Origin of the sequence: Anaeromyxobacter soli, from assembly GCF_022808855.1 — a bacterium.
Lineage (GTDB): Bacteria > Myxococcota > Myxococcia > Myxococcales > Anaeromyxobacteraceae > Anaeromyxobacter > Anaeromyxobacter soli.
In genome coordinates this window covers 1-13,731 of the sequence record NZ_JAKZLF010000062.1, presented here as the reverse complement: position 1 = coordinate 13,731, position 13,731 = coordinate 1, and the positions used below count along the sequence as shown (strand labels likewise).

Annotated in this window: 15 protein-coding genes, 1 tRNA gene and 1 pseudogene; 5 read left to right on the top strand and 12 right to left on the bottom strand. The window is 74.5% G+C overall.

Annotated features, from left to right (window positions below; translation table 11 throughout):
* Positions 1-127, top strand: a pseudogene (locus tag MLV88_RS23400) (IS630 family transposase); the annotation flags it as partial.
* On the opposite strand, the gene MLV88_RS23395 reads toward MLV88_RS23400, so the two are convergent.
* From MLV88_RS23395 to MLV88_RS23350, 10 genes are all read right to left on the bottom strand, one after another.
* Positions 124-375 (bottom strand): (2Fe-2S)-binding protein, encoded by a 252-nt coding sequence (locus tag MLV88_RS23395; protein ID WP_242340509.1) that lies wholly within the window; start codon positions 373-375, stop codon positions 124-126. The pseudogene MLV88_RS23400 and the gene MLV88_RS23395 sit on opposite strands and share 4 nt — an antisense overlap.
* A complete protein-coding gene (locus tag MLV88_RS23390; RefSeq protein WP_242340508.1) occupies positions 372-890 on the bottom strand; it encodes a hypothetical protein in 519 nt (172 codons plus the stop codon). The genes MLV88_RS23395 and MLV88_RS23390 overlap by 4 nt, the downstream gene beginning before the upstream one ends.
* Entirely contained in the window at positions 883-1,362 is a 480-nt protein-coding gene (locus tag MLV88_RS23385) for a hypothetical protein (RefSeq protein ID WP_242340507.1), read from the bottom strand. Before MLV88_RS23385 ends, MLV88_RS23390 begins: the two co-directional genes overlap by 8 nt.
* A complete protein-coding gene (locus tag MLV88_RS23380) occupies positions 1,359-1,922 on the bottom strand; it encodes an FMN-binding protein (RefSeq protein ID WP_242340506.1) in 564 nt (187 codons plus the stop codon). Before MLV88_RS23380 ends, MLV88_RS23385 begins: the two co-directional genes overlap by 4 nt.
* A gap of 18 nt (positions 1,923-1,940) precedes the next feature.
* A complete protein-coding gene (locus MLV88_RS23375) occupies positions 1,941-3,233 on the bottom strand; it encodes a hypothetical protein (protein ID WP_242356139.1) in 1,293 nt (430 codons plus the stop codon).
* Positions 3,234-3,302: 69 nt separating this feature from the next.
* Positions 3,303-3,989 carry a metal-dependent transcriptional regulator gene (locus tag MLV88_RS23370; protein ID WP_242340504.1) on the bottom strand — a complete coding sequence of 229 codons (687 nt, stop codon included), beginning with the start codon at positions 3,987-3,989 and terminating at the stop codon, positions 3,303-3,305.
* Positions 3,986-4,213, bottom strand: coding sequence for a hypothetical protein (locus tag MLV88_RS23365; protein WP_242356137.1), 228 nt, complete (start codon positions 4,211-4,213; stop codon positions 3,986-3,988). The genes MLV88_RS23370 and MLV88_RS23365 overlap by 4 nt, the downstream gene beginning before the upstream one ends.
* 9 nt (positions 4,214-4,222) lie before the next feature.
* Positions 4,223-6,292, bottom strand: a complete 2,070-nt coding sequence (gene feoB / locus MLV88_RS23360) for a ferrous iron transport protein B (RefSeq protein ID WP_243338766.1) — start codon at positions 6,290-6,292, stop codon at positions 4,223-4,225.
* Entirely contained in the window at positions 6,289-6,807 is a 519-nt protein-coding gene (locus MLV88_RS23355; RefSeq protein ID WP_242356132.1) for a Fur family transcriptional regulator, read from the bottom strand. The genes feoB and MLV88_RS23355 overlap by 4 nt, the downstream gene beginning before the upstream one ends.
* Before the next feature lie 75 nt (positions 6,808-6,882).
* Positions 6,883-8,493 carry a hypothetical protein gene (locus tag MLV88_RS23350; protein WP_243338765.1) on the bottom strand — a complete coding sequence of 537 codons (1,611 nt, stop codon included), beginning with the start codon at positions 8,491-8,493 and terminating at the stop codon, positions 6,883-6,885.
* Positions 8,494-9,691: 1,198 nt separating this feature from the next.
* On the opposite strand from MLV88_RS23350, the gene MLV88_RS23345 reads away from it, so the two are divergent.
* Positions 9,692-10,006: an FmdB family zinc ribbon protein gene (locus MLV88_RS23345; RefSeq protein WP_242341486.1), complete on the top strand. Its 315-nt coding sequence runs from the start codon at positions 9,692-9,694 to the stop codon at positions 10,004-10,006.
* A gap of 113 nt (positions 10,007-10,119) precedes the next feature.
* On the opposite strand, the gene MLV88_RS23340 is transcribed toward MLV88_RS23345, so the two are convergent.
* Entirely contained in the window at positions 10,120-10,383 is a 264-nt protein-coding gene (locus MLV88_RS23340; protein ID WP_243338764.1) for a hypothetical protein, read from the bottom strand.
* 229 nt (positions 10,384-10,612) lie between these two features.
* On the opposite strand from MLV88_RS23340, the gene MLV88_RS23335 reads away from it, so the two are divergent.
* Together MLV88_RS23335 and MLV88_RS23330 are read left to right on the top strand one after the other, a co-directional pair.
* Positions 10,613-10,696 (top strand) — tRNA-Leu (locus MLV88_RS23335).
* Positions 10,697-10,783: 87 nt separating this feature from the next.
* The gene (locus MLV88_RS23330) at positions 10,784-11,512 is read left to right on the top strand and encodes a tetratricopeptide repeat protein (RefSeq protein WP_242341488.1); all 729 of its coding nucleotides are present in this window, start codon (positions 10,784-10,786) and stop codon (positions 11,510-11,512) included.
* A 124-nt stretch (positions 11,513-11,636) separates the two neighbouring features.
* On the opposite strand, the gene uxx1 is transcribed toward MLV88_RS23330, so the two are convergent.
* The gene (gene uxx1 / locus MLV88_RS23325; RefSeq protein WP_242341489.1) at positions 11,637-11,855 is read right to left on the bottom strand and encodes a UXX-star selenoprotein family 1; all 219 of its coding nucleotides are present in this window, start codon (positions 11,853-11,855) and stop codon (positions 11,637-11,639) included.
* 479 nt (positions 11,856-12,334) lie between these two features.
* Here uxx1 and MLV88_RS23320 point away from each other — a divergent pair, with 479 nt between their 5' ends.
* A complete protein-coding gene (locus MLV88_RS23320; RefSeq protein ID WP_242356126.1) occupies positions 12,335-13,681 on the top strand; it encodes a GGDEF domain-containing protein in 1,347 nt (448 codons plus the stop codon).
* Positions 13,682-13,731: the final 50 nt, after the last annotated feature.

The following is a 13,731-nucleotide window of genomic DNA, read 5'->3' as shown; positions in this document are numbered from 1 at the left end:
CGCGATCGAACGGTTCATCTCGATCACGAACGCGGCGCCTAAGCCCTTCGTCTGGACGAAGTCCGCCGACGAGATCCTCGCCAGCATTGAACGATTCTGCCGACGGACTTCCGACTCAGGACACTAGGGCGTCTTCAGCCGGTCCGCGGCGGCGCGGAGCGGGACGGTCTCGGCGGACGTGTCCTCCCGGTCCTGGACGGCCACGCACGGCGCACGGCAGGGCTCGGCGAGGATCCGCGCGATGCTCCCGCGACAGCAACCGCAGCACGTGCCGGCGCCGGTCGCGGCGCCCACCGCCTCGACGGAGGCCGCGCCCGCGTCGCGCGCCGCCCGGATGGCCCGGTCGGACACCGCCCGGCAGATGCAGACGATCACTCCGCGATCTCCTCCGCCGCTCCGGCGGCGGTGTCGGCCCGCGCCGGCTCCTCGGCGCGAGCGGGAAGGAACACGGCGCCGAGGAGCGCCGCCCACGCGAGCAGCGTGAGCTCGAGGAGCCCGAACGCAGCCACCTTCACCGGCGCGAGCGCCGGCCCGAGGTAGCGAACCCCGAACGACGCGGCGACCCCCGCGAGCGCGGCGCCGAACGAGAGCGCCGCGAGGCCGCGCGCGGCGCGGGCGGGGAGCGCCCGCGCGAAGCTCACGACGTGCACCACCGCGAACAGCACGAGCGGGATCGCGGCGAGGTGAGGCACCGCGACCTCCAGCAGCCCGGCGAGACTCTTCGGCGCCGCGAACCGCGCTGCGTCACCGAGGTAGAACGCGCGGACGCCCGCGGGGCTTCCCCCGAGCTTCAGCGCGAAGAGGGCCGCCGCGCTCGCGGCCTGCACGACGAGGAACGCCGCGAAGGCGAGCGCCGGGACCCGGAACGGCGCGAGGCGGGGATCACGCACGGGCGTCCCTCCCCACCCGCGCCTGCGCCACGGCGACCGCGACGAGGAGCGCCCACATGGAGGCGCTGGCGAGCACGGTGGTCGCGACCCGCAAGGCGCCGAGCCCGGGCCGCGCGGACACCGCGAAGGGCGCGAACAGGTCGGCGAGCGTGGCGGCGAAGGCCGCGAGCACGAGCCCCCCGCGCACGCCCTCGAGCCGCGGCGCCACGGCGGCGAGCGCCGCGAGCATGAACAGCACGAACCCGTACACGAACGCGCCGACGTGGACCTCCTCCCAGAGCGCCGCCGCCGTGAGCGGCTCCCCGCCCTCCGCCCCGCGGTAGAAGGCCTCCACGTCCGCCGGCGAGAGGCCGCCCGCCTGGAGCCGCTGCGCCGCGAGCCCCGCGAGCGCCAGGGCCGCGAAGACGAGGAACAGCGCGACGGGGGGCCGCGCGCGGCTCCCAGCCGCCGGCTGCTGGACGAGCCACCTCATCGCCCCACCCCCATCGCCTCACGCAGCGCCTGGAGCAGCCAGCGCGACTCCTCGGCCACGCCCCGCGCGGTCAGCGTCGCGCCGCTGATCGGCGCGAGATCCTGGCCCACCGCGAGCCGGTCGGCGGGGCCCTTCCCCTCGAGCTGCGCGAGCCAGCGCTCGCTCGGGCGGTACTCGGACGGCTCGAGGAACGCGAGCACGGTGATCTTGCGCAGGCGCCCATCGGGCTCGAACGCGATGGAGAGCGTCTCCCGCTTGGTCCGCACCACGTGACTGTGGATGACGGCGTAGCCGACCACCTCGGCGCCGCGACGCGCGGTGTAGAACGTGACGAGGCGCTCGCGGACGCGCGCACGGGCGAGCCGCTCGATGCGGCCGACCATCTCGTCGGTCAGGATCACGTCCTTCGCCTCAACCGCCTCGGCGGCCGGGAACACCGCGCGGATGGCGGCCTCCTCCTTCCCGGCCACGGCGGCCGCGCGGGCGCCCGTGACGGGGAGGAGGAGGGCCGCGGCGAGGAGCGCCGCGCGGCCGGTCGATGCGGGTCTCGGTCGGTGCATGGCGCCCGCTCGCATGCCTCAGAACACGTACCCGACGCCGAGGTTCACCTGGTCCGCCGTGGTGTCCGCCTCCGTGTCGGTGCGCTGGTAGTCGGCCTTCACGACGACGTTGGGGATCGGCTTGTAGGTGAGGCCGGCCGTCCAGAGCTTCTCGTCGAGCGCCGCGTCGCGCGCGAAACCCGCGGGGACCCGGTCGTGGAGGTCCAGCGCCTCGTAGCGCACGAACGGCGAGAGCGACTGGCCGAGCTCGGGCAGCGCCACCGCGAGCACGTCGTAGGCCGCCTCGACGTAGCCGCCGCGCGTGCGCGACCCGAGCACGAGGCCGCCGCCCTGCAGCGCGGAGAGCCGGCCCGCGTCGTCGAGCCAGCCCATCGCGTAGAGGCCCCGGAGCTGGAGCCCGCGCCAGGCGAGCTGCGCGTGCGCCTCCGCGAGCGTCACGTCGGCGCGGATCGTGCCCTCAGCGTCCTTCGCGCCCTGGCCCGCGCGGCCGCGGTAGACGGAGCCCGCCACGTCGAGCGGACCGCGCGCGTAGCCGACGCTCGCGACGCCCGCGAAGCTCTCGGCGGGCGCCTCGCCGCCGCCGGTGCGGGCGCCGCGCAGCCAGCTGCCCGAGGAGAGATCGCCGCTCTGGCCGTTGAGGCCGACGAGCGCGTACGCCTTGTAGCGGACCGGGCCGACCGCGCCGTGGACGCCGAGGCCGTTCTCGTTCCAGGTGGACGGGATGAGGTTCCGCTCCACCTCCGGCCGGAACACGCCGTTGAAGAACGGCGGCTCGTGCAGCTCGTTCAGGAAGCCCATCGGCACGAGCACGTTGCCGACGCGGACGCCGACGGCGTCGGAGAGGAGGAAGTCGAGGTACGCGAACTCGACGGAGAGCTCGTGCTGGTGCTCGTACTCGATCTCGGCGTTGAAGAGGATCTTCGGCGTGAAGCGGTAGCCCGTGTAGAGGATCACGCGGTAGAGGTCCGAGTCGGACGGTCCCCCGGAGAGGCGGTTCCGGTAGAACAGCTCCCCGTAGCCGCCGATGGAGAGCCCCTTCGGCGCGAAGTACACCTTCGACGCCGCCGGTCCCATCCCGGCGTACGAGGCGTACTCCACGTCCTTGAGGCCCATCTCCAGCTTGAGGCGCCGCAGCTCCTCCGCGAGCGCCTTCACCTCCTCCTTCGTGGCGGCCTCGCCCTCGCCCTTCGCGGCGGGCGCGTCCGACTTCTCGGCGCTCGCCGGCGCGGGGGTGGCGGGGGCGGCGTCGTCCGCGCGGGCGCCCGCCGAGGCGAGCAGGACGGCCACGACAACCATGATCTTGACTTGCATTCTCACTTGTGGCCCGCGACGGGGCTCTCTCCTGCGCCTTTCCGGGTGGGGACTCGAGCTGCGCTTCGGCTACGACGAACGAGCCTCGACGGGCTTCACGTAGATCTCGCCCGCGATCTCGGGATCGAGGGCGATGGTGGTCTCGCCGACCTCGATGACGTACGACGGCGAGCGCTGGTGGAGCCGGATGGTGCTGCCGGGGATCACCCCCAGCGCGGCGAGCCGATCCATCCGGTCGTGGAACTTGGGCGCGATGAACACGATGCGGCCGGACGCGCCGAGCTCGAAGCTGCGGAGCCCGGTCACGAAGGGCCGGACCGTCTTCTGGTAGGTGCCGCAGCAGCCGCCCGGGGGGATGGGCTTGCCGTGGGGGCAGGTCGGGGGGTGGCCGAGCAGCGTGCAGACGGAGTCGGTCGCCTCGGGCGAGAGGATGTGCTCGAGCTCGCACGCCTGCTGCTCCGTGACGCCCTCCGCCAGATCGAGCACGTCGCGGAAGAGCCGCTCCGCGAGCCGGTGCCGGCGCACGACGTCGCGGGCGCGCCGCTCGCCCTCCTCCGTGAGGTGGACGTGCGCCCCCTCGAGCCGGAGGAGGCCCGCGCGCGCGAGCTCCTCGAGATCCGCGCGGCCCGCGCCCGGCGCGTGCTCGGCCTCCGCCGCCGCCAGGATCTGGTCGGCCGCGTCGCGGCCCGCCTCGCGCTGGGTGTAGGCGGTCTCCAGGATCTCCTCGAGCCGCCGCGTCGCCGTCCCATTATTCACGGAAAGTCGCTCCTCCCGTCCTTGTCGCGCTTGAGCCGGTCGATGAGGCGCCGGAGGCCGCCGGCGAGCCCGGCCTCCTGCGGGAAGCTGTAGCTGCACGAGGGGCAGCACACGACGCGGCAGCCCTTCGCCATCGGGCAGCTCGGGCGGCACCCCTGCCCCATCGCGTCGAAGCGGGTCCCGCACAGCGGGCACGTCTCGATCTTCTCGACGAGGGCCGCCACCAGCGCCTCCTAGTACAGCCACCGCATGAGCTGGTTCACCACCGCGCCGACCCCCACCGCGAACGGCACGATGAACCCCATGATCGCGACGCCGGTCTTCCAGCCGCGCTCCTTCAGGATCATGAAGAAGTTCGCGATGCAGGGGACGAAGAGCGTGATCGTGACGAGCGCCACGACGATCTCGATCTGCATCGAGCGGGTGAGCCCGCCGCCGTCCATGAACGGCTGGTAGTGGAGGAACAGGCCCGCCGCGGCGTAGTCGCGCCGCAGGAAGCCGAGGATGAACGCGGCCGCGGCCTCCTTGGGCAGGTCGAGCAGCCCGACCACGAGCGGCGACGCGGCGCGTTCGAGCAACGAGAGCCCGCCGAACCGGTCGAGCAGGTAGAGGATGAGCGTGCCGACGATGAAGAGCGGCAGCGCCTCGCGCAGGTACCACTCGATGCGCGCGAGCGTCTTCACCGCGATGTTGCCGGCCTGCGGCACGCGCAGCGGCGGCAGCTCGAGCATGAAGTCCGAGCCGCGGCCGGGCAGCACCTTCGCCGCGAGCCAGCCGACGAGGAACAGCACGAGCACCACCGTGGCCCCGAACCAGGCCGTCGCGGCCACCGGGAGCTTGGAGGTCATGGCGAAGATGACCGCCATCTGCGCGCTGCAGGGCACGCCGAGCGCGAGCAGGAGCGTCACGATGACCCGCTCCTTCCGCGTCTCCATGATGCGCGCCGTCATCGTGGCCATCGTGTCGCAGCCGAGCCCGAGCACCATCGGCAGGACGGCCTTGCCGTTCAGGCCCATCCGCTTGAACACCTTGTTCAGCATGACCGCGAGGCGCGGCAGGTAGCCCGAGTCCTCGAGGATGCTGAACGCGATGAAGAACGTCGTCACGATCGGCAGCACGATCGCGATGCCGTAGGACAGGCCCATCGAGACGATCCCGTACTTGCCGATGAGGATCCCGTTCTGCGTCACGGCGTCGGCGCCGGGAGGACCGACGAGGAAGCTCTCGAAGCGGCCGTCCGGTACGAGGAACCGCACCGCGGCGGTGATCCACGGCACGAGGTAGTTCGCGAAGACGGTGTTCTCGAGGAAGTCGACGAGCGTCCCGGCCCCCAGCACGCCCACGAACTCGTACGCCGCGAAGAGCACGACGGCGAGGATGGGGATCCCCCACAGCGGGTGCGTGGACCAGGTGCCGAGCTTGCGGCCGAGGCCGCTCGCCGCGGTGGCGCCGCCCCGCGTGACGACCGCGTCGTGCAGCCGGTCGGCCGCCGCGAGCCGCTGGCGCGCGACCACGAAGCGGAGCGACTCGGGGTAGCGTGCCGCCACGGTGCGCCGGATCGCGTCGATCCGGGCGAGGTCCGCCTCGGAGACGTGCGCGGCGAGCTGCGGGCGGAGCGACTCGTCGCCCACGAGCGCCATGACGGCGAGCGCCCGGGCGCCGAAGCCGCCGCGCGGCATGAGCGGCGTGATCTCCGCGAGCGCCGCCTCGATCGCGTCGTCGTAGCGGGGCCGGAAGGGCGAGGCGCGGCCACCGGCGGCGATGCGCTGCTGCAGGGCCGCGAGCCCCTGCCGCTGGACCGCCACGGTCGGCACGACGTCGATGCCGAGGTCGCGCGAGAGCCGCTCCACGTCGATGTGGAACCCGCGGCTCGCCGCCTCGTCCGCCATGTTGAGCGCGAGGGTGAAGGGGATCTCCGCCTCGGCGAGCTGCGTCGCGAGCAGGAGCCCGCGCCGGAGGTTCTTCGCGTCGCAGACCTGCACGGCCGCGTAGCCGCGCTCGGAGAGCAGGATGTCGCGAGTGACCTGCTCGTCCTCCGACATGGGGATGAGGTTGTTCGTCCCCGGCGTGTCCATCACGTGCCAGGGCTGCCCCTCGATGGTGGCCGAGCCGCGCGTCACCTCGACGGTCGTCCCCGGGTAGTTCGAGACCGTGACGTACTTGCCGGTGAGCGCGCCGAACAGCGCGCTCTTCCCGACGTTGGGGTTGCCGACGAGGATGATGGCGCGGTTCGCCGCGACCACCTGCTTCTTGTCGAGCTCGCCGGCGCGCGCGGCAGCCGGAGCCGGGGCGGGAGGGGTCACGCGCGCTCCTCGCGCACGGGGGCGGCCTTCCGGCAGCGGGCGCAGCGGCCGTACAGCTCGAGCTTGTGGCTCTCGACCTCGAAGCCGTGCCGGCGCGCCACCGTCTCCTGCAGCGACTCGATCTTCTCGTTCGCGAACTCCACGATGTCGCCGCAGCCGGTGCAGATGAGGTGATCGTGGTGGGCGCGCCCCGCCGAGGGCTCGTAGCGCGTCTGGCCCTCCCCGAACTGGCGCGCCGAGGCGAGGCCGCAATCGACGAGGAGCTTCATCGTCCGGTACACGGTCGCGACGCTCACGCGAGGGTCGTCGCGCCGCGCGTGCGCGACGAGCTCCTCGACCGTGACGTGACCGCGGACGGCGAAGAAGGCCTGCGCGATGCGCTCGCGCTGCCGCGAGTGCTTGAGGCCCTTGCGCTCGATGTACGCGGCGAGCTCGGCCGCGGCGGCGCCCGCGTCCTGCGGGCGATCGTGCCCGCGCGTCCTGCTGCCCCGGAGGTCGTGATCGGCGTCGGTCATCCTGATAACGATTCTCAGTATCAGACTGACGCCGCCCAGGCAAGCCCCTGCGGTGTCGTCCGCCGCCGGCGGGGCTCAGCGCTCCGGCGCGGCGTCGCGCCAGTACTCCCGCCAACGCGCCGCAGCCCCGGGCCCTTCCCCGCCCGCGTCACGTCCGGCCAGCGCCACGAGGGTGGCGTGCGCCTCGCGGCGGACCTCCGGCGCGGGGTCGTCGAGCAGCTCGATCAGGCGCGGGACCGCTCGCACGCCTGCCTCTCGGGGGCGGTGGCGAGCGACCTCCGCGGCGAGCGCGCGGGTGGCCGGATCGGCCGACCGGAGCGGTCCGGCGAGCTCGACGGGAGGCGCGAGCTCGACCCGGTAACCCTGCGCGAGCTCGAGCACGACCCCGGTGATGACGGCCAGGACGAGCACCATCAGCCCGACCTGCACGAGCGCCTTCCCCGCCGAGTACCTCCCGGCGCGCACCAGCACGAAGCGGTACGCGGCGTAGCCCCCGATGAAGAGCGCGAGGACCACCGCCGGGACCGCGAGCGCCGCGCGAGGCCAGCCGCTCCCGGCGACGGATCGCGCGAGCTCCGGCACGCCGAGGAGCGTCAGCGCGGTGGCGGCGAAGAGCAGCGCGAAGAGGATCCAGCGGAGGGAGCGGACGGCGGCGGGGATTCGGCCGGTCCCGCCGTCCTTCATCCCGGGTGACATGCGCGGCAGTGAACCACGCGCGCGGGCGAGCGGCAACCGCGATCGCCTGGGATCCTTGACTCGGGCGGCGCCCCGGCGCACGTTCCGCCCGCCATGGCCGAGATCGACCCCGAGCTGCTCGAGCGTGTCGCCCGCTGGTGCGCCGAAGCCGGCCGCCAGGCCGGGACGCGAGAGATCCGCGCTGCCCTGTCGCCGCTGTCCTGGGACGAGCTGCTCGCCGCGCGCGCCCTCCTCGCGGATCCGCCTCCCGCGGCGCCGCTCGGCCCGTACGCGCTCGCCGACATCGCGCGCGGAACGCCCGCGGACACCGCGGCGGAGCGTGAGCGCGAGGCCCGCTACCCGCGGGAAGCGGCCGACGAGCCCGTCGCGCCGGCGCCCCCCGCCGCCGCCGCCGCGTCCGACCAGCCCGTGCCTCGCGCGAAGCCGGGCCGCGGCCGCAAGAAGCCCGGGATCGTCGTCCACCGTGCGCGCGATCGCGTGGAGGTCGCCCCGGAGCCTCCGCCGCCTCTCCCCGCGCTCGACGACCTTCGCCGCGACGAGGGCCGCGCCGTGCTCGAGCGGCTCCTGCGCCGCCACGGCGCGCGCCGCGCCGCGATCCTGGCCGAGCTCCAGGCCGGCTGGCGCGGCCCCGGCGGCGCGACGCCCACCGACGCCGATCTCGCGGCCCTCATCGATCACCACGGCCTCGCCCGCGTGTTCGAGCGGCGCGAGCACGACGAGCTCTTGCACGCGCTGCGCGCGGCCGCCGGATCCCGCGCCGCCGCGGCCGCGGCGCTGGGGCTCGACGAGGCCGGGCTCGACGCCGCCCTCGCCCGGCTCGGCGCCGCGGAGGACGCGGAGCGGATCCGCGAGGAGCGGAGGGCGGATCTCCGCTCCCGCGCGACGCTCTCGGAGCGGATCCACCTCCTGCTCGCGCAGGAGGAGCGGCTGCGGGATCTCGGGCTGCTGGAGGAGATCGAGGCGGATCTCCGAGCCCGCCTCCCCGAGCACCTCCGCGCGCTGCGCGCCAGCGGCGAGTCCCTCGGCCCGGCGCTCTCGCGGAGCCTCTCGTTGCCCTACGAGACCGTCGGGGCGCTCTCCCTGCGGTTCGGCCTCGACCTCGGGCCCGCCGACCTGGGCGCGGGCGCGCCGTCCGGCCCGACCGGCTCGGACCGCGGCCGGCGCGGAGCACCGCGCCACGAGGCCCGCCCGGGCGGCGGCGCTCGGGAGAGCCGCTCGCGCTTCGAGGAGCGGCGCCGGTTCGGCTCCGACCGCGCTCGAGACGGAAACGAGCGTACCGAGCGACGCGATCGTCCGCGGGCCGGAGGCCCGGAGCGGGCGCGCGGCTCCGCCGACTCCGTGAGCCCTCCCCCGTTCCGCCGCGGCGCCCCCGACGCATCGCGCTCCCGGGGTGAGCCCACCGGCGGGCAGCCGCGCGGACAAGATCGGCGCGGTCCGCACAAGGGATTCGGGCCGCGCTCGGGTCCCGGTTACCGCGGCGGATTTGCCGCTCGCACCGGCCCCGGCCCTCGCTCGGGCTTCGGACCTCGCTCCGGCTCTGGCCCCCGCACCGGCCCCGGTGGCCCTCGCACCGGCTTCGGCCCCCGCACCGGCCCCGGTGGCCCTCGCACCGGCTTCGGCCCCCGCACCGGCCCCGGTGGCCCTCGCACCGGCCCTGGCCCCCGCTCCGGCTTCGGCCCCCGGACCGGCCCCGGCCCCCGCACCGGTCCCGGTGGCCCTCGCACCGGCCCTGGCCCTCGCACCGGCTTCGGCCCTCGCACCGGCTTCGGCCCTCGCACCGGCTTCGGCCCCCGCACCGGCCCCGGCCCCCGCACCGGCCCTGGCCCCCGCACCGGCCCTGGCCCCCGCACCGGCCCTGGCCCCCGCACCGGCCCTGGCCCCCGCACCGGCCCCGGTGGACCGCGCTCCGGCTTCGGGCCTCGCTCCGGCTTCGGCCCCCGCACCGGCCCCGGTGGCCCTCGCTCCGGCGCGGGCCCTCGCACCGGCCCCGGCCCTCGCACCGGCCCCGGCCCTCGCTCCGGCCCCGGCCCTCGCTCCGGCCCTGGCCCCCGCACCGGCCCCGGCCCTCGCACCGGCTTCGGACCGCGCACCCGCCCGGGCGGAAAGCCTCGGGGTGGCCCCGGCCCGCGCGGCGGCGGCCGGCCACCGCGGCGCGGCTAGCCGCACGATGCCGCGCTAGGATCTCGTCGTGCCCATCTACGAATACGTCTGCGAGGAGTGCGGGCGCCTCACCGAGGTGATGCAGCGGATGTCGGACCCCGCGCCGGCGGCCTGCCCCGAGTGCGGGGCGCCTAAGCTCGCGCGGCTCATCTCGCGCACGAGCTTCCAGCTCAAGGGCGGCGGCTGGTACTCGGATCTCTACGCGTCGCCCAAGACCAAGCCGGAGGCGCCGACGGGGACCGGCCCGAAGCCGGAGGGCGCCCAGGCGGCCCCCGCCGCCAAGACGGACGCGGGAAGCGCCGCCGCGCCCGCGAAGCCCGTCGCGAAGAAGGACAGCGCCTGAGGAAGAAATCACCGGACCGCGACGCGCCGGCTGCGAGCGCGACGACGGCACCTCTCGCGACGGTCCGGAGTCTTCACGGCGTCCGGGGGCGCACCCGCGGACCCCGTGCGCCGCTACGCCTTCGGCTTGGGCGCGGGCTTGCCCTTCTCGAAGACCACGCCGTCGCCGAACTTCGCGACGATCTGCTTCTTCGTCTTCAGGCCCGTCATGTCGATGACGAAGTTGGGGACGCGCCGCGCGCGCCGATCGGCAGCCCAGCGGGTGATCTCTCCGCGCGGGCGCGACGACGCGCCGTTCACGGAGCGGCGACGGCGGCCCCTGCCGCCCTTGCGCGCGACCTCCGCCTCGAGCTCGGCCTCGAGCCGGGACGCGGCCATCTCCGCTACGGCGCGCGCGATCGCGGCGGATGCGCGCTTAGGGCGCCGCGCGCGCCTCGCGGGGGGGGGGGGGGGGGCGGGGGGGGGGGGGGGGGGCCCCCCCATCGGGCGTCTCCTGTCGGGATCGATTGCGCAGTTTGCTCACCGCGCAAAATCGAGCTTTGGCCGGCATTATAGACCCCCGGTCATGCGCCCAATCCATTTTTCTGCTAGGTTCCGCGGCGCCATCGGCCCTCTGGCGAAACGGTAGACGCGCTCGACTCAAAATCGAGTGGGGTGATCCCCCGTCCCGGTTCGAGTCCGGGGAGGGCCATTCGCGGGGCCCCGCGCGCCCGCGTTTTCCCTTGCCGCAGGGGCGCGGCCACGTGTATCCGTACCCCGCACCTCCACCGGGAACGTCATGTACAACCTCCTCATCAGCCTGGGGATCGGGCTCGTCGTCGGGGCCGCGATCGCGATCGGGACCAGCTTCGGCTGGGCCGCCGCCGTGTTCCCCGCCCTGCTCGCCGCGACCATCGCCTACTTCGTCCTCGCGCGGCGGACGTGGAAGCAGCTCGAGTCCGTCTTCGACGGGATGCAGGCGGACGTCCGCGCCCAGAAGCTCGACAAGGCGGTGCAGACGCTCCAGGGCGGGTTCCGGCTCGCGCCGTGGCAGTTCCTCGTCGCCTCGCAGCTCCACTCGAACATCGGGATCCTGCTCTTCATCCGCCAGGACCTCGACGCCGCCCTCCCCCACCTCGAGAAGAGCTTCTCGCGCAACTGGATCGCGCGCGGGATGCTGGGCGTCGTCCGCTACAAGCGGCGTGACCTCGACGGCATGAAGCGCGTCCTCGAGGACGCGGTGAAGACGAACAAGAAGGAGGGCGTGCTCTGGTCGGCGTACGCCTGGATCCTCGAGGAGCTCGGCCGGCACGAGGACGCGATCGCGGTGCTCGGGCGCGCCGTGCAGGCGAACCCGTCCGACGAGAAGCTGAAGGGCTCCCTCCAGCTGCTCCAGAACGGGAAGAAGCTGAAGCTCGGCAAGGTGTACGGCGAGCAGTGGTTCCAGTTCATGCTGGAGCGCCCGCCGCCTCAGTTCGTGGGCGGCCCGGGCTTCCGCGGCGGCAAGCGCGCCATCTACGGGCGCTGAGCGCGGCGCACGATCCCGGGGGCGTCCTCGTTCGCTGCGCTTGCCCGCCTCGACTCCGGGCTCCTGCGCCTTCGAGGGCGCGACGATCTCTTCTCCTCGCTCCCGACCGGGAGCGTCACACCCCTCAGCTTCCGCCGAAACCCACCGACACGCGCCCGCGCGCGTCGACGATCAGCGGCACCCGGCGATCGCCGCCGGAGAGCTCGAGGAACCGCCTCATCGCGGCGGCGTCCTTCTTCACGTCGAAGTAGGTGAATTCCACACCACGGGCGCCGAGATCCTCACGCGCGGCGCTGGTGTAGGGGCATGAATCCTTGCCGTAGATCTCGACGACGCCGGCCATCTCGCGGTCCTCCGTCGCACAAAATATTCCGGACCGCTCCCGCGCGTGGGCGGAAATTCTTCCCGGCCGTGTGGCGCGCAGGACACGCGCGCCCGGCGGTCGCGCACGAACGCCTCGGGATCGCGCGACCTTCCACGCGCCGGGCGCGCCGCAGGCCCGCGGCACCGCCCTTGCTGTCCTGCGTCGCGTGACCTCTCGCGCCGTCTTCACCCTCCCCGGCACCACCCGCCTCTCCCCGCGCAGTCGCCGCGCGCTCAAGATCGCGCTGGCAGCCCTCCTGGGGATACCGTGGATCCCTCTCGCAGCCGCGCTGTACGCTTGGATGCACTGATGGCGGACGAGCCCCGCGAGCTCCCGCCGATCGGGCTGACGCTCGCCGGGGGGGCAGGCGTCTCCCGCACGTCTGCGGCAGGGGTCAGGCCTGCCGTTCTGCTTCGCCCCCACTACATTTGAACGACCCGAACGGACGAACGCCGGCCGTGAAGCCACAGGACCCGAGAGCCGCCGATGTGGGCGAGACCGCGCGCGACCCGCTCGCGCCGCTGCTCGCCGCGATCGACGCCGCCTCGGGCCTGCCCGCGGAGGAGCGGGCGCGCCGCCTCCGCGAGGCGCTCCCGAGCGGCCTCGCGGATCTGGCGGACGCGAACCGCCGGCTCCGCGAGACGACCCACCGCCGCGACGCCCTCCTCGCCTCCGCGGCCGCCGAGCTCCGCTCCGCGGCGGAGCTGCTCGCGGCGGACGCCGCGCAGGCCGACGCGCACCGCGGCGAGATCTCGCGCCTGCGCCGCGTCGCGGACGACCTCGATCGGACGGTGCGCGCGGCGCCGGACGCCCGCCCCGCGCGCCGGCCCCGTCCCTCCGGGACGCGCCCGCGGCTGCTCGTCGTCGACGACGAGGCGGACGCGCGCGAGGTGCTGACCGAGGTGCTCGAGCCGGAGTACGAGGTCCTGCTGGCCGAGGACGGGGAGGTGGCACTCGAGGTCGCGCGCGCGGAGCACCCGGACGTCGTGCTCATGGATCTGTTCATGCCGCGCCTCGACGGGCTCCAGGCGCTCGAGCGGCTGCGCGCGGACACCGCGACGAACGACATCCCCGTCATCTTCGTCTCGGGCCACGGCGACGACGCGGTGAAGGTGCGCAGCCTCGACCTCGGCGCGGTGGATTACCTCCAGAAGCCCTTCTCCGAGCGCGAGCTGCGCGCGCGCGTCGAGCGGACGCTCCGGCTCATGCGCAGCCAGACCGCGCTGCGCGAGCTCGCCCAGACGGACGCGCTCACCGGCCTCGCCAACCTCCGCGCGTTCCGCGCGCGCGTGGAGGAGGAGGTGAAGCGCGCGCTCCGCTATCACACGCCGCTCACCTGCGTGATGGCCGACATGGATCAGCTGAAGCCGATCAACGACGAGCTCGGCCACGCCGCCGGCGACCGCGCGATCGCCGCGGTCGCGGCGGTGATCCGCGAGGAGCTGCGCGAGACCGACTTCGGGGCGCGCTACGGCGGCGACGAGTTCGTCATCCTCCTGCCGCACACCTCCGCCGAGGAGGGACGGGTGTTCGCCGAGCGCGCCTGCGCGCGCCTGCGCGAGACCGAGCTCGAGATCGGCGGGAAGCGGATCCACGTGGGCGCGTCGTTCGGGGTGGCCTGCCTGTGCGACGATCTCCGCGAGGACGCCGCGGAAGCCCTCGTCGGCGCAGCGGACTCGGCGCTCTACGCCGCGAAGCGCGAGGGGCGCGGCCGCGTGATCGTGGCGGAGCTGCCCGAGCTCCCTGCAGGGCACGCCGTCCCGAGCGCCGCCGCGGCGGACGCCGGTCAGCAGGCCGCGCATTGATGTCGATCTAACGGGGACTGCGTCCCCGCCCCAGCGGCAGAGCCGCTGGG